Here is a 20,802-nt window from a genome sequence, read left to right as displayed (position 1 = left end):
TTCTTAATATATATCCTTGTGAGCAGATAAAAAGCGTACAAAATGCAATCTTTTCGCCTACAGGAAACACTCGCTAAACTTATCAATTTATGTTGATATTTTTCTAAAAATCAAATTCCTCTATACTTAAATGTTTATCAAAAATTAACATTTAGTTTCCGAAAGTTAGTTATCTTGTAGGATATAAAACCACTAAATGTAAATTTTAAACAAATTAGTATGCTCACATCAAAATTAACACTCCCCTTACTAATGGGGATGGCATTGGCCTTCACATCCTGCAAAAAACAACAAAGTCAGGACGACGTTCTTCATCTGAAGCCACAATCCAAAATGGCACTGAATGGGGTGTTGCCACCTAGCTACTCCCTGAGTAACTGGATGGGCGCCATCCCGAACACCACCAACATCGCCAGGTTGTCCATCCCAGGAACACATGATTCAGGCGCCAGGACAGAGCCAATCTCAGGCACCGCCAAATGCCAGGACCTCAGCATTGCAGATCAGCTTACTGCCGGTGTCAGGTTTCTTGACATCCGCTGCAGGCACATCGACAATGCCTTTGCGATCCACCATGGTGCGATTTATCAGAACCTCAACTTCAATGACGTCCTAAATGCCTGTATTGGTTTCCTGAACAGCAATCCTACAGAGACCATCATCATGAGTGTCAAAGAGGAACATACGCCCTCTAATAATACCAGGACCTTTGAGCAGACCTTCGACAGCTATGTTGCGCAGAACAGCTCCAAATGGGATCTTGGCAATGGCATCCCTAACCTGGGCGATGTGCGCGGTAAAATTAAGTTATTGAGAAGATTTGGAGCGGGGAGCGTTAAGGGCATAGATGCCACAAACTGGGCCGACAATACCACTTTTGAAATCAATAACCCTGCGGCAAACCTCAAAGTACAGGATTTCTACAATGTAAATGATGTCAATACCAAATGGGCCAATGTGGAAACACAGTTGAATGCCTCCAATAGCGACAGCTCAAACAGGTTATACCTTAATTTTGGAAGTGGCTATAAAGCCGGAATTTTTGGGATTCCAAACATCAATACGGTTTCAAATTCCATCAATCCTAAGATCACCACCTTTTTCACAAACAATACCAGTGGAAAGTATGGGATCCTTCCATTGGACTTCATCAATGCCAGCAGAAGCCAGCTGATTGTCAACACCAATTTCTAAAAAAACAAGTCGGCCCGATCAATATGGACCGGGTCGACTTTAACACCTCCCCCCTCCAGAATAAAGTCCTTGATCATAACCTGTTCTCACTGCAAATAATGGGGTTTTTTAAATAAAGTCTATTAAATTGGTAGTATTAATTGTGTGCTGTAATATTTTGTCCTATATTTGAAATGTAGAACCACCAAAAACTTAGAAGATTTAAAAATACAGGCTATGAAATCACCTTTACTTCGCCATTGTTGTTGTTGCTGATCTTTTCTTGATTCCGAATAAATTTATAACATCCTGACTTTTGCCGGGAGGATTTTAAAGCTGAAAATCATCAGCAGGGGATTGTTATGACCTTTCGGTCCGTCTGAAAACAGGCTTAGAAATTATATTTTTCACCACAACAAACCTTTAAATACATGTTTAAGTATTCCGTTAATCCAGATCATCAGGTCTGGAACAGGTATGAAAAGATCCTGTTCAGGATCGCCTTCATCTATTTTGCGCTGCAGGTAGTTCCGCTCGACTGGAAATATTACCGCCATCTTTTCAGCATCAGCTGGCTGGACCTGAGTTTTAAAGAGCTGTTCCATGTTGCCCGGTACACGCCACAGTTTGGCAGCAGTTATCAGGAGCACGACTGGGGCCTGGCAACGTTTTCCGACTGGGCCATTATCCTGGCAATTGCCATTTTAGCTGGCACCATATGGTCGCTTAGCGACCGGAAGCGTAAGAACTACCAGGCATTGTACAGTTGGCTCAGGGTATTGGTACGCTACAGACTAGCCATTGCCGTCATCGCTTACGGATTCCTCAAGTTATTCGCAATACAATCTCCTCAGCCATCCCTCAGCAGTCTGAATACCCCGTATGGCGACTTTACCGCCTGGAAGCTGTTTTCACTTAGCCTTGGTATTGTCCCGGGTTACCAGTCTTTTCTCGGCGCGGTGGAACTGATCGCCGGCTTGTTATTGCTGTTCAGGAAGACATCAGTCATCGGTGCAACGATCATTATCTTTTTTACAGGCAATGTTTTCATGTCTAACCTAGCTTATGAAGGTGGGGAAGTCGTTTACAGCTTCTTTCTGGTTACCCTGGCCCTCTTCCTTGTGGCTTACGATCTACAACGGATCATCAGCCTGATTGTACTTAACAAGCCTACCGCTCCGGCATGGTCAGGAATTAAATGGACGAAAGGGCAGCAACTGGTGCAGGCCGGACTTAAATCTTTGATTGTCCTGGTTTTTGTGGTCATCTATGGGTTCAGCGCCAAACGCAATGCGGCCAAGGGTGGATATCATTTTGACCATGTGCCGGCAATAAAAGGATTTAATGGTCTCTACGACGTGACCAGCTTCTCCATCAATGGTCAGGTGCTTCCCTATAATTCTGCAGACTCCCTGCGCTGGCAGAACGTCGTCTTTGAGAAATGGGCTTCCTTCAGCATTAAAATAAATGGGAAATACCAGGTTTTGAACGACTCGGTGGAAAATGTTCCTTTGGCTGGAGATCGTAGTGCTTTTGAGTACACCGGTACCAGGGGGAGAAAGTATTACAGCTATCGTGCAGATACCGTTCAGCAGGTGCTCCATCTTCAGGATCCGCTGCAGGAAAAATTGAGTACACCGCAACCGCCGGCTCAGCTTAGCTACATACAACATCCAGACGCTACCATCACCCTGAAGGGTTTCCTCAACGGTAAAAATATTGTCGCAATATTGGAAAAAAGTAACAAGAAATACCTGCTCAAAGCATCAGAAAAAGGTCGTAGGAGCGGTTTAAAATTATAAAGCTTATGTCAGTTACCACCATACCTTCTACGGCGCAGGATGTTGCTGCCCCTAATCAACAGGATTATTATAGCGCGACAAATGCCGCTAGCACGCCAGAGCGCCCTGCTACAGGCACGCAGCCGCCAAAAGTCTGGAAGCCCTATCAGCGCGTGGCTTTCAGGATTGCGTTCATTTTTTTCATCCTGATGTCCATCCCGGAAAGCCCGGCGTGGTATACCCAGGTTTTTCATTTTGACTGGACAAGTCTGCATTACAGAGATCTTTATGACATCGCCCGTTTTCAACCTTCCCTGACACGTGGAGCTGGTTATTATGGTTATGCCGACTGGCTCATCCTATTGCTGGTGGCAATCGCAGGAGGGACCATCTGGAGCCTGCTGGACAAAAAAAGAAAGGAATATAATGTGTTGTATTATTGGCTGACCGTCATTGTGCGTTACCGCGCCGCCATAGGGATCATCGGTTTTGCCTTTACGAAAGTGCTGCCGGTACAGATGCCTTACCCTTCTACCGGAATCCTGAATACCAACTTCGGTGACCTTACCGCCCAGAAGATATATTGGTTGTCCATCAGCATCGTTCCCTGGTACCAGGTGTTTGCCGGTATTGTAGAATTGACGGCTGGTGTGTTGCTGTTCTTCAGAAAAACTACCGCCCTGGGGGCCATTATTCTTTTCGGCGCCCTTGGTGATATCGTCTATGTGAACTTTGCTTACGATGGCGGTGTTCATGTATACAGCAGCTATTTTGTGCTTTTTGCGGCTTTTTTGCTGGCAAAAGACATTCCTAAAATCTACCGCTTATTTATTCAGGAACGTTATACCGTACCTGTCGATTTCAATATCCGGTTTCAGCAGCAATGGTTGAAAACCACCAGGGTTGTGTTGAAGGTGGGGGTAATCTTCCTCTTTTTATTTGTGTTTTTCTATATTCAACTCAACAACTTTATCTACGATCCTTATAAACAGCCTGCGGCTAAAGGCATTCCTGAATTACGTGGATATTACCAGGTGAGCAGTTTTAAAATCAACAATCAGGAGATCCCCTATAGCCCAAAGGATTCCCTGCGCTGGAATGAAGTCAGCTTTGAGAACTGGACTACCATGACCTACACCCAAAATAAAGCTGTTTTGCTGGATCTCTCCAATGGGGGAGGATCGCCGATGCGCGACATCAACAGGACCTTTGAGCTGGCGGGGGTGGCCGGAGGAAGAAGGGTGTTTTATTATGAAGCCGACACCCTCCATAAAATCTTATTCCTTCAGGATAAAAACCTGGGCCGCTCCGAACCCGGTAAGAAACGCAAAACGGGTCGACAGCAGAATTTCCTAACCGATGCGCAGGAATATGCACAGGTAGAAAAAGCAGGGCTTACCGGCAGAAGGCTTACCGGCATCACCGCTGAGCGTGAACGGGAAGTGAAAAGAAACCGCATGACACTGCATTACCACACGACCGATGGGAATGAGGTTTTATTAAGCGGTGTCAATGAAGATAAAGACTCGGTAAGCCTGGTTTTGCGCCGTATTCCAAGGGTATATGCGCTGAAACCAAGTACACTGAGCGCTGGGAAATATTAAATGAAAATACCTAATTTCAGTTACCAGCATTTTTTGAGCTAAAAATAAATAATCTAATAATGACCACTAAAACTACCCGATTTACTTTACATGAAGACTGGACCGTTGTCATCCTCGGTTCCCTGGTCATCCTTTTTTCCTTATTTTTATATGTCGTTCCTGTGCCTGTTTACAAATGGAATACAACTGCAGAGCTGTTCAGCAACGTCTTTAATGCCGCAAATTTAGTGACGCTGCTGATTCAGTTTGTCTTTGTATTGGTGCTCGGTGCCTTGGGGGCGGTCATCACCGGCAAACCTGTCCATTATTTTGTCCTGGGTTTTCCGGCAGTCTACCTGCTGACGATCCTCGCCCTGATCATTGCCGGCAATACCTTCATCAAATCCATCAACCTGGAAGCCGTCATCTTTAGTCTCGTCATCGGACTCCTTATTGGCAACCTGTTTAAACTGCCGCAATGGTTTCGGGAAACCTTATCTACAGAGCTTTTTGTGAAAATAGGACTTGTCATTTTGGGTACCACAGTGATCTTTTCAGATATCCTAAAGGCGGGCTCCCTGGGGCTCATCCAGGCACTGGTTGTGGTGCTCTCGGTCTGGTACTTTGCTTTCTGGCTATGCCGGAGGCTCAAGGTAGATGATGAGCTGACCATGATGATCTCCAGTGCGGTGTCCATCTGCGGGGTGTCTGCCGCGATAGCCACTTCTGGTGCCATCAAGGGGGACGCGAAAAAATTATCTTATGTCATTTCCATGGTGCTGATTACCGCCATCCCGATGATGATCATTATGCCTTATATTGCTGATTATTTCAATTTCCCACAGCAGGTAACGGGCGCATGGCTGGGTGGAAGTATTGATACCACGGGAGCCGTGGTTGCCTCGGGGACCCTGGTGGGAGAAGAAGCCCTAAAGATCAGTACCATTGTTAAATTCTCGCAAAATGTACTATTGGGACTGGCTGCATTTGCGATCAGCATTTACTGGTCATACAACAAAACGGCCAAGGGGGCAGCGGAAACGGAGAAACCAACTTTAAAAGTAATCTGGGATCGTTTTCCAAAATTTGTACTGGCCTTTATCGGGGCTTCGGTGCTGTTTTCCTTCTTCCTGTCGCCGGAACTGATTACACCAGTAAAAGACAGCCTGAAGAATCTGCAGAATGCCTGGTTTACACTGGCTTTCACCAGCATTGGTCTGGAGACAAATTTTAAAGACTTATTTAAAAATGAAAATAAAAAACCGCTGTACGCCTTTTTAATCGCGCAGCTATTCAACGTTTTTGTCACGCTCATCATTGCCTTTCTATTGTTTGGCAATCATCCGGTGCTATAGTAAAACCGGATACAAAGCAGCTGGTGAAACAGGGGGATCATCAGCCGTAAAATATAAATTGATAAGATCAGGGAGATCTTTAGGATCAAAGGAGGTAACGACAAGAAAAAACTACTCACGAACAGCGCCTGACTGTTTTAAAAAAAGGGGAATACAAATGATTCCCCCAGGTTAAATCAATGAAGCAGGTTTTCAATTCGACCTGAGTCCTGCTTCCATTTATAAATTATACCATCTTGTAAAAGTATGCAAAGTTTCAGAATAACAAAACTGACTCCGAAGGGACGTGTTTTGTTCTTATTATACCTTTTTTTTATCCCTTTATTGGCATTGCTTGTCCCCGGAAAGGGACAGGCGCAAACTAAGCCGCTCATCAACTCCACCTTAAGCGGCAGGATCATGGACGCCAGAACCAGAACACCATTGCCGGGAGCAAGGGTGCACATCAAGGGTACCACCCACGAGGTTTCTGCCGACTCAGACGGTAAGTTCAGCTTCGTTACCGGACAGAAATTTCCTTACACATTGATTGTTAGTTTCGTCGGTTATGGGACAAGAGAGGTCATTGCCAATGGCGGGTATATTGATGTGGAACTTAAAGAGCTGCAGAATGAGCTCAACGATGTGGTGGTGGTGGGTTATGTTACCCAGCAGCGCAAAAACAACATTGGCTCGATTACAAAAGTCGACGGGGCTGCTACCAAGGACATCCCTGTAGGAAGTTTCGATGCACAGCTGCAGGGAAAGGTTGCCGGCGTACAAATCTCTTCAAATACCGGTGTGCCGGGTGAAGCCATCAACATCCGCGTCCGTGGAGCTACTTCCATCAATGCTGAGAATGGACCATTGTATGTTCTGGATGGCGTGTTCATTAACAGCAGTAGTCTGCAGACGCTCAGCACAGGCGGTAAGGCGACTTCGCCTATTGCCGACATCAATCCGGCTGACATTGAGTCTGTTGAAGTGCTGAAAGATGCCGACGCCACGGCACTCTATGGCTCCCGAGGTGCCAATGGTGTCATCCTGATCACTACCAAAAGGGGAAAGTTTAATCAGAAGCCGAGGATCGCCTTAAATAGCTCAGTCGGATGGGCAAAAGCAGCAAAACTATGGGATCTTGCTACAGGGCCCGAACATGCTACGCTCGTGAATGAAAACTGGGTAAATACTGGAAATCCTTTTGCCACCAGGCCTTTCCGACCGGTATCGGAAGGAGGGAGAGGTCTGCCCGAAGAACAGCAAACCTACGACCGCCTGGATCAGGTCTTTCAAACTGCAGGTCTCCAGAATTATGACCTTTCTTTAACAGGAGGCAGTGCGGGCACGAAGTACTACATCGCCGGTGGTTACAATAAACAGGAGTCCATTCTTAAACCCATCACCTTTAACAGGGCAAGTTTCAAGGTCAACCTGGACCAGAAAATCAATGACCAGGTGCAGATTGGTGTGAGCAACACCTTTGGCAGGGCTTTCCGTAATCAGGCGAGGGCTGGCGATGGACCTGCGGGAGGATTGCTCCAGGCGGCCTTACATACACCGACCTACCTGTCGCCGGTTAATGAGCAGGGGGTTCCCGTAGGGCGGGCAGGATTCGATAACGTCGACCTGCTGCTGAAGTATTATGATGTGCACTCTACCAGTCTTCGTTACATAGGTAATTTATATGCCGAAATCAAGTTCTCGCCAAACCTGAGTTTCCGCTCCAGTGTGGGTGCAGATTATAACAATTATGATGAGTCGGAATACTGGAATACCTTTCTGATTTCCGGAAGTCCGAATGGATTGGCGACATCCACCATCAGCCAATCGACCTCCCTCATCAATGAACAGACTTTAACCTATCGCAAGACCCTAGGTAAACATGGCATCGGTGTGCTGGTTGGAAATACCTTGCAGAGTGATGTGTCTACCTTTACCGGCGGGACAGGGAGGGGTTTTGCCAACAATTCATTCAAGCAGATTTCTTCTGCATCCACCACCACCAGCAGCCAGGGATGGTCTAAAAATACGCTGGCCTCGTTTTTCTCCAAAGCAGATTACAACTATGAAGGTAAATATATCCTTGATTTCATTATTCGTGCCGATGGTTCCTCCAGGTTTGGAGACAATAACCGATGGGGTTATTTTCCTTCGGCAGGTGCGGCATGGCGACTTAAAAAAGAGGACTTCCTGAAAGATGTAGCATTTATCAGCGACTTCAAGATCCGTGCGAGTTATGGGATTACTGGTAACCAGAATGGTATCGGTGATTTCGCCACACTGGGTTTATGGAGCGGTGGTAGCTCTTACCAGGACAATCCTGGGATTGCGCCACAGCAGCTGGCCAACCCTGATCTTCAATGGGAGCGCACCAAACAGTTCAACATCGGTACCGACCTCTCGCTCTTTAACGACAGGCTTGCTCTTGAATTTAATTACTACAAAAAATATACGGATAATGGATTGCTAAGCCTTTCCCTACCGGCAACTACGGGCTTCGGTACTTACATCAGCAACGCTGCTGAGATCAGTAATAAGGGTTTTGAGCTCAATATCAGCAGCACAAACCTGAAAACGACAGATTTCAGCTGGACAACGAGTCTCAATGTTGCCCGTAATGTGAACAAAATAGAGAAACTGGCCACTCCCTTAAAATACGGAAGCCGTGACCTGATCTTATTACAAGAAGGGTCGCCTCTGTATTCTTTCTGGTTATACAAAGAGTTGTACGTTGATCCTGAGACTGGAAATTCCGTTTATGAGGATGTCAACGGCGATAACCAGATTACTGCAGCCGATCGCCAGATCTACGGAAACATCTGGCCTAAGTATTTCGGAGGACTGACCAATAACTTTACTTATAAAGGTTTCGACGCAAGTGTATTCTTCTCCTTTTCCTACGGTAACAAAATCTACAACCATAACCGCTTCTTCGGTGAAGGTGGTGGTGCAAGGGACGCTGCCAGGGTAATCTTTGCCAGCAATGTAGACAGGTGGACATCTGTTGGACAAGTGACCAACACGCCAAGACCGGATGGGATCAATAACAACAATTATAAGGACGGCGGTAGCCGTTGGCTGGAAGATGGTTCTTTCCTGCGCCTGAAAGCGTTGACACTGGGCTATAGCCTGCCAAAATACGTCCTGCAGAAGGTGAAGATCGATGGATTACGGTTTTTCGTGATGGGCAGCAACCTCTTCACCGTGACCAACTATACGGGGGCTGATCCGGAATCCAGTGTTTCCAGCGACCAGAACGGGCAAGGAATAGACCTTGGGACTCCTCCGCAGCCCAGATCCATACAGGTAGGTATCAATTTAACCTTATAAATGAACATCATGAAAGTAAAATATATTCTTCCATTCCTTTTCCTATTAACGGCAAGCTCCTGCAAGAAGTTTTTAGAGGTAGAGCCCCGGTCTTCTATCTCCGATGAGGCCACGATCACCGATAAGGCCTCCGCGGAAACTGCAGTCAGGGGCGTTTACAATGCCGCCCGCAGTTATTATAGCGTTAGCTTCCAGTCCATTGCCTATCTGTCCGGCGACAACGTTCAGTGGACAGGCTCACAATCGCAAGTCCAGGAGTTCATTAACCACAAGGTTAGTGCAGAAAATGCTACCATCGAAAGTGTATGGCGTGGAATTTACCTGAGCATCAGCCGCGCAAACCAGGTGCTAAGTAAAGTGCCATCCGTGACCGATCCGTTGCTCACGACAACACTCCGTGACCAGTATCTTGGAGAAGCCTACTTCATCCGGGCACTGAATTACTTTGACCTCGCCCGTACCTGGGGTGGCGTGCCCATCATTACGCAGCCTACAACATCGCCCAACGACAACAGGGGCATCCCAAAAAGTACCCAGGCGGAAACTTATGCGCAGGTCCTTGCCGACCTCGATGCTGCGGAGCCACTGCTGCCACAGACCACTGATCGCTACCGCGCGACCCGTAAAACGGTATGGGCATTAAAGGCAAGATTCTACCTCTACCAGAAAAACTGGGCGAAGCTGAAGAATATGCAACAAAAGTCATCAGCGATAATGCTACCTATCAGCTCCTGAAGCCGTATAGTGCCTTTTTCCAGCCTTCGGATAAACGTGGTACCAATGAATCTGTATTCGAGTTTTTCTACAGTAACAATGAGCTCAATGAGCACCGTGGGCAATGGCAGCCCCAGCAAAACGGGGGAACCCGTCAGTGGGCGCCGTCAACTGCATTTGTGGCCTTAGTGAACGATCCCCTGATTGGTGGCAACAGAAATGTGCTGGTGGCACTCGACAACCAGAACCGTTGGTATGGAAACCTTTACTACCGGAGTCCGGCAACGGATCCAACGTATGTATTGCGGATTGCGGAACTTTACCTGATACGGGCAGAGGCTCGTGCGGAGCTGGGTGCCGCGGGTGCTGCAGATGACCTGAATGCGGTTCGCGATCGTGCAGGGTTGACTGTGACCACGGCCGTCACCCGCGAAGAGCTGTTGCTGGCTATAGAGAATGAACGCCGCATAGAATTTGCTTTTGAAGCCCACCGATGGTTTGACCTGGTGCGTACAGGCAGGGCAACAACGGTGCTTAACTTTACGGATGTGGATAAGCTGGTAATGCCTATCCCTGTGTCGCAGCTACTGATTGACCGCGCCTTAGTTCAAAATGAAGGATACTAAATGGACAAGTCTTCTGTTTTCAAAGGTTATCTTATTGCTATCGCAGCCCTCGGGGCTGCGATAGCAATAGCATTATATGCCTTTTTACGTGACCCACAGGAGGAGACACCAGACAAGTTTGGCTTTGGTAAAGTGGCCGGAGCAGATCGGATCAAAGCGCTTGATATAGATGTGATGCCCGATGGGAGGGGGCTTCCTGCAGGAACCGGAGACATCAGGCAGGGACTGATCATTTATACGGAAAAGTGCGTTTCTTGCCATGGTAATGGTGAAAAGGTAGATTATAAGCTTCCTGGCGACGCGTTGTTTGTCAACCAGCCAGCTAAAAAAACCAAAACCATCGGCACTTATTGGCCTTACGCAACCACGATCTTTGATTATATCCGCAGGGCAATGCCTTATAATGCACCGGGCTCATTATCGGATCAGGAGGTGTATCACCTGACCGCCTACTTGCTATACGCCAATAAGGTGATTCCGGCCAATACAGTCATCAATGAGCACAGCCTGCCAAAAATAGTGATGCCAGCAAAGAAAAACTATGTGGTCGATGATCGTGAAGGAGGAAGCGACATCCGCTAGCCCGTGATATCCTAAACAAATCGTCAACATCTTAAATAATATGGAAGAAAATTAGCCAGACATGGAAGACAAAGAAACGATGCCAGATGCGCTACCTGCTAAGCCAGAGCCGGTTAAGCAGCCCGAAAGCCCCAGAATCAGCAGAAGGCTATGGCTAAGTGGGGCGGTAACAGCAGCAACGGTAATGCTGGTGCGGCAGTCTGTGGGAAAGGTGGCGCCCGTAGTGCCATCAGCTGCTCCGGAGGTAATGACTCCTGCGACAGACCTTGCTGCCGTCGACCCGACGAAGGTCATCGGTGCTGGTCCAAGCGGCTATGGGACAACCTCTCTTTTTGAGAAACCGGAACGGCTAACTTCCCTGACTTCTTCCCGGACGCCCCTGCAGAACCTTTATGGATCCATCACGCCCTCAGGTTTACATTTTGAGAGGCACCATGGAGGAATCCCTGTGATCGATCCAGACAAATATGAATTGTTGATCCATGGCATGGTAGACCGGCCATTGGTATTTAGCCTGGCAGATCTGAAAAAATTTCCATCGGTTACCCGTACCTGTTTCATCGAATGTTCCGGAAACTACAGGAGCGGAAAGGCAGAAATGACACCCCAGGAAATCTGCGGCCTGACGAGTCAGAGTGAATGGACCGGCGTATTGTTATCTACCATCTTTAAGGAGGTGGGGGTTCAACCGGCAGCCACCTGGTTTCTGGCAGAGGGAGGTGATGCTGCCGTCATGACCAGGAGCATTCCGGTCAGCAAGGGCTGGGAAGATGCGATGATTGTCTATGCACAAAATGGTGAGGCCCTGCGACCCGAGCAGGGGTATCCAGCGAGACTACTGCTGCCGGGCTGGGAAGGGAATACCAGTGTGAAATGGTTGCGCCGGATTAAGTTATCTGATGCGCCGTTCATGACACGTGAGGAGACTTCAAAATATACGGAGAAAGTAAAAGACGGTAAGATCAGGCAGTTCAGTTTTGTGATGGATGCCCGTTCGATCATTACCTTTCCGACGTATCCGGTGAAAGTACAAAAGGGATGGATAGAGATCCGTGGGCTGGCATGGAGTGGTCGGGGAAAGATTGAGCGGGTGGAAGTCAGTGTCGATGGGGGACAATCATGGACGGCTGCAGAATTACAGGGGCCGGTATTGGATAAAGCGCATACGGTATTCCGCTATTTGTGGAACTGGAAGGGCGAAGAAACCAGGATCATGAGCCGTGCCGTCGATGAAACGGGATATGTACAGCCAGATTACGAGACACTGGCTGCGGCAAGGGAAAGTAAAGGAGGCTACCATTTTAACCCCATCACAAAGTGGCTTGTTAAGAACAATGGTGAAGTCTTTCACGATAGCCCCAAATCAGACGACTTGTCCTGAATGTTAACCTTAACTTTTCCATAAATTAAGCTATTAACTGGTGATTGTTGCAGAATTTTGCATAATATTGCAATTTATTCATTTAATTCTGCGAAATGTCAACAACAGCACTTCAAGCAAAACGGGCGACCCAGGCCATTTTCCTGGTCTGCGGACTGGGGATCTCCAGCTGGGCACCTATGGTACCTTACGCAAAAGACCGCCTTGGGTTAAACAATGCTGACCTTGGTTTTTTGTTGTTGCTACTTGGAGCGGGTGCAATTGCGGCGATGCCGCTTACAGGAATGCTTGCCCACCGTTTCGGCTCGAGGGTGGTTATTAAATATTCGGCACTTATGGTGGCACTTGTCCTTCCGCTGCTGCTACTCATCAGCAGCCCCATTTGGATGGGATTGGCACTACTGATTTTTGGGGCATCCATTGGTACAGTGGATGTAGCGATGAATGCACACGGCGTACAGGTACAGAATGAACTCGCCCGGCCCATCATGTCTTCCTTGCACGGCCTGTTTAGTGTGGGTGGGTTATTCGGTGCGCTGGGCCTGGGCTTCCTCATGAAAGCCGGTTTGGATCCGGTGACCGCTGCGGTATGTATCGCTGTCTTGCTCATGGTCATCGTCCTCTGGAACTCGCGGTTTTTATTCAGCAATGCTACAGAGCAGGCCATCATCAAAAAATTTAGTACTACTGCCGATCAGCCGGCAGGAACAAGGGTCTCCTGGTTAAAGGGTAGTGTGATCTTTTTGGGATTCATGTGTTTTTGTGTTTTCCTATCAGAAGGGGCAATGCTCGACTGGAGTGCGATATTCCTGCGTGACAACAAAGGGCTAAGTGAAGAGTTTGCCGGTCTGGGTTATGCCGCATTCTCGGTCGCAATGGCCGTGATGCGTTTGCTTGGCGATAAAATTGTTGCCCGACTGGATGGAAAAACCGTTGTTGTTGGTGGTGCATTCATTGCTGCCTGCGGACTGTCCCTTGCCATATTTACCCCATGGCTTGCTACCTCCCTTGCGGGATTTATACTGCTGGGCATCGGCGCAGCCAATATTGTTCCTGTGTTTTTCAGTGAGGGCGGCCGTTTGAAGGAAGTCCCCGCTACGATTGCCATACCAGTGATCAGCACCATCGGTTATGCCGGACAGCTGGCAGGACCTGCGCTATTAGGACTCATTGCCTACCAGTTCTCGCTAAATGTCGCATTAGGATTTATTGCCTGCCTGTTACTACTGGTGTCAGTAGCCTATGGTATGAGAAAAGTGGCTTGAACTGAAGCTGAAGACAGCGGGACATAGAATCTCACGCACTGTGCGTTTATTGAAATGAAATTAGGGGCAAATAATTATCTTTATCCCTATAATCATCAATTTATGTCAACACCAGCATTAGTGGAGGAAAGCTCAGAGCAGTTTTTATTGGGAGGGGGAGAAATGGGTCAATTGATACGTACCATGGACTGGTCAAAAACGGCGCTCGGACCGATCTCAACATGGCCACAGAGTCTGCGTACTTCAGTCAGCCTTTGCCTTTCTTCAACTTTTCCCATCCTTATTGCCTGGGGGCCTGAAAAAATCCAGATTTATAACGACAGCTACCGGCCGATATGCGGAGCTAAACATCCGGAATCTATGGGTCAGAATTTCCGCATTTGCTGGGAGACAGCCTTACCTGTGGTGGGCGATAAATTTACACGTGGAGAACAGGGTGAAGGTACCTATATCAAAGACCAACGGATGTTCCTTGACCGCTATGGTTACCTGGAAGAGGCATTTATGACTTTTTCCTTTGCCCCAATCAGGGATGAGTCCGGAGGTGTTGGGGGTATCTTTCATCCCATTACGGAAACTACCGAGAAGATGCTGAGTGCCAGGCGTACACAGGTACTTCGCGATCTGGGGGCCGCCATAGGGAAAGCGAAAAGCGTACAGGAGATCGGCGAAATGACACTCGCACAATACGACGCCTATCAACTCGATGTCCCCTTCATGCTTTTTTATGAAGTGGATGGTACATCGGAGCGTGATGTCGATGCAGAAGTTCCGGTTAGGCTGGTCACTGTAGCAGGCGCCAACTACCTGATTGATCGCCCATGGCCATTTCAGCAGGCGATGGATCATAAAGACGTGCTGGAATTCTCGATGACAAGCGACGGTTTTAGGACTATTGAGGCTGGTCCCTATGAGGAGCCGCCACATACCGCCATGATGCTTCCCCTACGACTGAGCGGCCAAACCGAAGTATATGGCTTTATTGTTGCAGGTGTCAGTGCCAGGCGAGCGCTGGACGAGGAGTATCGTAATTTTTACGACCAGCTTACGGCTACTTACAATACAGCAATTTCCAACGTCTATGCTTATGAACAGGAGCAAAAACGTGCGGAGGCGCTGGCGGCGATTGACCGTTCAAAAACACTGTTCTTCAGCAATGTCAGTCATGAGTTCCGGACACCACTCACCCTAATGCTGGGACCCCTGGAGGAGCTGCTGCAACAGCATGGCCTGGACGGACACACCAGGGTTCAGGTGGAAGCTACACACCGCAATGCCTTGCGGCTATTGAAGCTGGTTAACAACCTTTTGGATTATAGCAGGGTTGAAGCCGGCAGGGTACAGGCGGTTTATCAACGGCTGGATCTTCAGGAGATGACCATCGACCTTGCCAGCAGCTTCCGCTCGATCATTGAAAAAGCAGGCATGGAATTAAATGTTCATTGCAGTCCACTGTCGGCAAGCTATTATGCGGATCGGCAAATGTGGGAAAAGATTGTATTGAACTTGTTATCCAATGCTTTCAAATATACCCTTCAGGGGAGCATTTCCGTCACACTGGAGGAGCAGGAAAACATGGCCGTGCTAAAGGTGAAAGATACGGGCGTTGGTATTCCACAAAAGGAGTTGCCGCATATGTTTGAGCGGTTCCACAGGATTGAGAATACGGCAGGAAGAACACATGAAGGCACGGGAATCGGCCTTTCCCTCGTCCATGAACTGGTGCATCTCCACGCGGGCACCATCACCGTGGAGAGTATTGAAGGGACAGGTAGCACCTTTACGGTCTGCATTCCCGTAGGTAAGGAGCATCTGCCTGTCCAGCAGGTGATTGAGGATAAAAAGGATATAGATACTGAAGCCATTAAAGGTGCATTCATACGTGAGGCATACAGCCTCCTCCAGGAAGATTCCTCAGGTCCTACCGGATCGGTAAACAAGACGACAGGTGACATTAGTGGTCATCAGGACCATAGCGCCGATAAGGCAACGCGCATCCTGATTGTGGATGACAATCATGACATGCGGGATTATCTGGTACGTCTGCTGAATCCTTATTTTACAATAGATACTGCCCTGAATGGGCAGGATGCCCTCCTGAAGATAGGTGCTCAGATGCCCGATTTGGTACTAAGCGACGTTATGATGCCTGTAATGGATGGTAAGGCAATGCTGGAGCGGATTCGAAGCAACGAAAATACATTACGTCTGCCAGTCATCTTCTTATCAGCCAGAGCAGGTGAGGAGGCCCGTATCGACGGACTGGAGATGGGGGCCGACGATTACCTTGTAAAACCTTTCTCTGCGGCAGAGCTGCTTACGAAAGTGCGTGCCCAGATTCATATCAGTAAGTCAAGAGGTTATGCTGAACAGCAGCTACGGAATTTACTGAAGCAGGCACCAGTGGCCATGGTCATCTACCGGGGCCCAAGGCATGTGATTGAGCTCGCAAATTCGCGCATGCTCGATTATTGGGGGCGTACGGAGGAAGAGACCTTTGGCAAGCCGTTATTTGAGGCGATCCCTGAGTTGGCATCACCCGAGTATAGAAATATGATGGCCAGGGTGTACGAAACGGGCGAGCCTTTCATTTCCGATGAGGTACCACTGATGTTAAACCGCTTTGGAAAAAGGGAAACGGGCTTTATTAATCTTACGGTCGAAGCGCTTCGCGAACTGGAAGGTCAGGTGAGTGGCTTGATTGCCGTAGCTGCAGATGTTACGGAGCAGGTAAATGCACGCACCAGCCTGGAAAAGATTAACAATACTTTGCAGCTTGCAATGGAGGCTTCCAACATGGGAACCTGGCAAACGGATTTGAAAACAGGCCTGCTGCAGATTTCAGAAACCAGTCGGCACATTCATGGTATTCCCGAGCGGGAACAGCTGGTATACTCGGAGATACTGAAAGAACTGGTGGTTCCTGAACATGTGGACCGACTGGGAAAAGCCATAGAGAACGCTGTCAGCACTAAAGGGCGGTTCAGTGAAGATTACCAGATCCAGCCGCTGACTGGCGGCGGCAGGAAGTGGATCAATACCACAGGCATGGTAGAGCTTGATGAATCCGGCGAACCTTCTACCGTCATAGGCACCATTCTGGACATTACCGAAAGTAAGGAAGATGAAATCAGAAAGAATGATTTCATTGGCATGGTGAGCCATGAGCTGAAAACACCGCTGACCTCCCTCGTGGGATTTACCCAGCTTGGATTACGCAACGCACAGAAAAATCAGGATAGCCTGAACTTCTCCATCTATGAGAAGACCAACAGGCAGCTGATTAAAATGAGCAGTCTGATCAATGGTTTCCTGAATGTCTCCCAACTCGAATCCGGGAAAATTCATTTGCACTTAACGGACTTCAGGCTAGATGAGCTGATCCGGGAAATGATTGCCGATGCGGGACTGGCAGCATCAGGATACGACTTCCAGGTGGACTGCGTAGAACTCATCATAAATGCCGACCGCAATAAAATCGGTACCGTGCTTACCAACTTGCTTAGTAACGCCATAAAATATGGTGCCAACAGTAGGGTCATTTCCATCGCCTGCTCCTGCACCGATGGTTATGCCAGGGTGAGTGTCACCGACCAGGGCATTGGAATCAAGGAAGCCGACATCAGTAAGTTGTTTGATCGGTATTATCGAATAGAAAACAACCAGACGCAGCACATCTCAGGCTTCGGCATTGGTCTTTACCTGAGTGCGGAGATCATCGGACGTCATCATGGGAAGATTTGGGCGGAGAGTGAGCCTGGAAAGGGAACAACCTTATTTGTTGAATTGCCGATGATGCAGATATCAGAAATATAATTAATGCGACTCATTTACAGCAACAAACCTGAAGATTCTTTATTCCAGATATATTGAATGATAAATGGCAGTATTTCCACTGAACCGGGCCTCTACTTCGAATACTGCCATTTATCAAAATTTATTTTACTTTAGGGAGTGGTTTTGGCTCCTTAACTTCAAAAGAAAAACTGCTTTCAAATACACTTCCGAAGAGATCTGTTGCCCGGACCTGTAGCGTATGTTTTCCTACAGGGAGCTCCGTACTGATCGATCCTTTCCAGAGGTGTGATGACTCTTCAGCGTCGGAAGGTCTCCTGCCTGCCATCAATGTATCTGTCAGGTCCCAGCGTTCAAACCGCTCGTAGTAAGCAGGATCAATGCGGTCCTCCCATTTCATTTTCTTCCAGTCGCCATTCCCGATACGGAATTCCACTTTATTCTTTTCATGTCCCATAAAGAAGTTGGCATAGAAGTCTACATGTGTGTCTTTTCTGTGTCCGATTACTTTTGGTGCGAAGATGTTCATCTGGTAGCCCGGGTCCTTACCGGCAACCTTATAGTCTATGGTATAGGTGTTTCCATCCAGGTTGAGGAAGGCATACCCTTTTTCAGTGCCGTCGCGCATGGTGGCATAGGGCACATTGTTTTTATCGAGTTCACCTGAATACCAGTCGCCGGAGGTGGTGCCTGCATTGTATTCATGTAAACTGCCTTCATGGAGCCAGCCTTCTTCTTTGGTATAAAAGAGTTGCTGTTGCAGGTGGGTATGGCCACTGAACATCACGACGTGGCGATGGTTTTTAAGGTGTTTGAAAAGTTCCACACGGTCTGCTGCACGGAAAGCGCGGTTGCCATAGTCTTTCATTGGGATATGGAAGGCGATGACCACCAATTTTGAGGTGTCTGTGTTGGCGAGGTCGTTTTTGGCAAACTCCAGCTGGTCAGGACGCAGGCCTCCCCAATAGCCGCTGTTTTTTCTGGGGTCAGGTGCAAGGATGTCATCTAATATCAGGAAATGCGTATTGCCGTACTCAAAAGAATAATTGGCAGGGCCAAACTGAGCTTCATAGCTTTCATCAGATAGGGAGTCTACTCCGGTATCGAAGTTCAGGTCGTGGTTTCCCACCATGTTATACCATGGGATTCCGAGGGTAGCCATTTCCTTTTTATAATCGTTGAAAAGATGGAGGTTGTCGCCTACCAGGTCGCCCAGGCTGAGCCCGAATGTGACACCTTTTATTCCTTTCACTTCTTCCAGGATCCCTTTTTTAAACCAGTCAAGGTCTTGCTGTGAGTATACCTGTGGATCACCAAATACCAATGCCCTGAATTTCGTGCTTTCCTTTTGAGGGATCAGTGGGAAATTGATTTCTTTGGGAAGAGGGCCTGTGGGGGCTACACCCGGATATTTCATCGATGCAGGTGACCCATTAGGTTTGTGGATATAATAATACTGGGGAAGCATTGATTCATTTACGGGTACACCAAAACCGGAAGGTTTGATGACGAAAATGATGTTGTCATTACCTACAGGCAGCTCATACCGGCCCTTTTTGTCCGTCTTTACGACCGCCGTGCCGTTGCTCACTGCAACATTAGCCACTCCGGTTTCGTTTTTGTCCTTTTTGCCGTTGCCGTTTTTGTCAATATATACAAAGCCTGTTGCTGATGGTACACCGGTGGCCGACTGTGCCTTCACCGCCGGCAAAAAGCCTGACGATACATTGATCAGTATGGTGGCAAAAAAAAGGAGAATGTGTTTTGTTTTCATAATGATGCTCTGATCGCATTAAAAAAGTTCGGGATAATATTTTTTGATGAGCTCCTGATGTTCTGCAGCAAGCTCCGTTAATAACTTAGGTTCGTCCTGCGGCCTCAGTCCTTTTTGGTTCATGACGTTAATGAGGCTCCAGTCTTTGGATGGTTTCTTTGGACTTGGATCTTCAGGTTCTCTGGCTTTGAGGTCATATCTGGTGAAATCGATCACATAAGCGGGAGCGGATTTCTTATGCCAGTCGCGCAAGAGGGCCATACGGAAACTCTTGTTGGTGAACCATTTGATCTCAAGATTATTGTATGAGTCGCCAAGGCCAGACCCGCGCTCCACGAACTTATAGTTCCAGTCGTTGTCGGGATGTGCCGCCCGCCATAACATTCCAAACTCTCCAAAGGAGACAAACTTTGTGTCAGGCCAGCGTTCTTTGGTTTCCTTTACCCAGGTTTCCATCGCTTTACACATAAACTCCTGGCCAAACTCATGGACCATCTGAGCCTCCCAGATGTTGGTCACCCAGCCAAAACCATTCAGCTCAAAACCTTTATCGAAGTGTATAGCCTGGGTGTGCATGACCTCGCGTTGTCCCAAGTCTATCCCCCAGCCGGTATAGGTTTCAATGGGGCCTACGCCACGGCGACTGTTATAGCCTTCAATACCATGTCCCATAGCTCCACTGCGGCGTGCACAGATGAAATCCATGGTCCAGCCATCCAGGTTCACGCAGTCGATAAAGTCCGACTTTCCCTGTGCAGGTTTACAAAAATGTTCTGTAGATGGATAGAAGGGATAGGAAGGAGAACCATCAGCACCACCGCCGTCTATATTGTGCTGGCTCCAGATGGTGGCATGTGCCACATGGATGTTTTCCTTCTCGGAAAGGTACCTGAGGTTGTCGGCTGAGAGAAACCCGCCGATGACCGATTGTGGACGATAGCCATTGCCTACCATCTTCGAGATGAGCTGAATGGCTTCAGACATCTCCCTGTTTACACGAGCCCGGGGCAGGTACATTGCCGGAAAGTAACCCGGAAAATAGGAAACTTCATCCCCATATTTTTTCTGGCAGGAAACGATGTATTCACGGATCTGCTGATAGTTGTCTCTTTTGTCCTCCAGGGCATTGAGGGTGAAGCCCCAGGTAAGTCGTCCTTCAGGGTTGTATTTGGCGAAAGCTTCGCGCAAAGCGCGTACACCTTCCAGGGTGTGCCAGCTGCCTTCATCGCGGGGATGCAGCTTGACATCGCGAGACACCTCCCAGGGCGTGGTGCGAATCATGATGCACAACGTCACGAAGCGGTTGCCGTTTAATGTTTTTACTGAATTCGCCGCAGAGAACTGCTGGCCATTTGCAGTCTTCAATCCCAGAGAACCAAAAAATGTCAGTCCTATAAGTAACAGTTTGAGTAAGTTGTTGGATGTCCCGGAAGTATATTTCACGTTTGATAAATTAATTAAACA

At 48.0% G+C, this 20,802-nt stretch carries 13 protein-coding genes; 11 read left to right on the top strand and 2 right to left on the bottom strand.

Going from position 1 to position 20,802, the window contains the following annotated elements:
- Positions 1–219: 219 nt before the first annotated feature.
- The 11 genes from PBAL39_RS16810 to PBAL39_RS24775 all read left to right on the top strand — a co-directional run bounded on the left by PBAL39_RS16810 (position 220) and on the right by PBAL39_RS24775 (position 17,585).
- Entirely contained in the window at positions 220–1,194 is a 975-nt protein-coding gene (locus tag PBAL39_RS16810; protein ID WP_039866881.1) for a phosphatidylinositol-specific phospholipase C, read from the top strand.
- 410 nt (positions 1,195–1,604) lie between these two features.
- Positions 1,605–2,975: a DoxX family protein gene (locus PBAL39_RS16805; RefSeq protein ID WP_008243663.1), complete on the top strand. Its 1,371-nt coding sequence runs from the start codon at positions 1,605–1,607 to the stop codon at positions 2,973–2,975.
- A gap of 5 nt (positions 2,976–2,980) precedes the next feature.
- Positions 2,981–4,558, top strand: a complete 1,578-nt coding sequence (locus PBAL39_RS16800; protein ID WP_008243662.1) for a hypothetical protein — start codon at positions 2,981–2,983, stop codon at positions 4,556–4,558.
- A 59-nt stretch (positions 4,559–4,617) separates the two neighbouring features.
- A complete protein-coding gene (locus PBAL39_RS16795) occupies positions 4,618–5,892 on the top strand; it encodes a YeiH family protein (protein ID WP_008243661.1) in 1,275 nt (424 codons plus the stop codon).
- Between the two features lie 246 nt (positions 5,893–6,138).
- On the top strand, positions 6,139–9,201 hold the full coding sequence (locus PBAL39_RS16790) for a TonB-dependent receptor (RefSeq protein ID WP_008243660.1): 3,063 nt from the start codon (positions 6,139–6,141) through the stop codon (positions 9,199–9,201).
- Between the two features lie 9 nt (positions 9,202–9,210).
- Positions 9,211–9,936 carry a RagB/SusD family nutrient uptake outer membrane protein gene (locus tag PBAL39_RS25720; protein ID WP_232282974.1) on the top strand — a complete coding sequence of 242 codons (726 nt, stop codon included), beginning with the start codon at positions 9,211–9,213 and terminating at the stop codon, positions 9,934–9,936.
- Positions 9,834–10,541 carry a RagB/SusD family nutrient uptake outer membrane protein gene (locus tag PBAL39_RS25715; protein ID WP_008243658.1) on the top strand — a complete coding sequence of 236 codons (708 nt, stop codon included), beginning with the start codon at positions 9,834–9,836 and terminating at the stop codon, positions 10,539–10,541. The genes PBAL39_RS25720 and PBAL39_RS25715 overlap by 103 nt, the downstream gene beginning before the upstream one ends.
- Positions 10,542–11,123: a c-type cytochrome gene (locus PBAL39_RS16780; RefSeq protein ID WP_008243657.1), complete on the top strand. Its 582-nt coding sequence runs from the start codon at positions 10,542–10,544 to the stop codon at positions 11,121–11,123.
- Between the two features lie 61 nt (positions 11,124–11,184).
- Positions 11,185–12,504 (top strand): sulfite dehydrogenase, encoded by a 1,320-nt coding sequence (soxC, locus tag PBAL39_RS16775; protein ID WP_008243656.1) that lies wholly within the window; start codon positions 11,185–11,187, stop codon positions 12,502–12,504.
- A gap of 95 nt (positions 12,505–12,599) precedes the next feature.
- Positions 12,600–13,769: an MFS transporter gene (locus tag PBAL39_RS16770; RefSeq protein ID WP_008243654.1), complete on the top strand. Its 1,170-nt coding sequence runs from the start codon at positions 12,600–12,602 to the stop codon at positions 13,767–13,769.
- A 102-nt stretch (positions 13,770–13,871) separates the two neighbouring features.
- On the top strand, positions 13,872–17,585 hold the full coding sequence (locus tag PBAL39_RS24775; RefSeq protein WP_157274066.1) for an ATP-binding protein: 3,714 nt from the start codon (positions 13,872–13,874) through the stop codon (positions 17,583–17,585).
- A 121-nt stretch (positions 17,586–17,706) separates the two neighbouring features.
- Here the strand turns inward: PBAL39_RS24775 and PBAL39_RS16760 are convergent, their stop codons facing one another.
- Positions 17,707–19,338 (bottom strand): calcineurin-like phosphoesterase family protein, encoded by a 1,632-nt coding sequence (locus tag PBAL39_RS16760; protein WP_008243650.1) that lies wholly within the window; start codon positions 19,336–19,338, stop codon positions 17,707–17,709.
- Positions 19,339–19,356: 18 nt separating this feature from the next.
- Positions 19,357–20,781, bottom strand: coding sequence for a DUF3863 domain-containing protein (locus PBAL39_RS16755; RefSeq protein ID WP_157274065.1), 1,425 nt, complete (start codon positions 20,779–20,781; stop codon positions 19,357–19,359).
- Positions 20,782–20,802 lie beyond the last annotated feature (21 nt).

Origin of the sequence: Pedobacter sp. BAL39 (genome assembly GCF_000170795.1) — a bacterium.
Taxonomy (GTDB): Bacteria; Bacteroidota; Bacteroidia; order Sphingobacteriales; family Sphingobacteriaceae; genus Pedobacter.
This window is presented reverse-complemented; position numbering and strand designations above follow the sequence as displayed.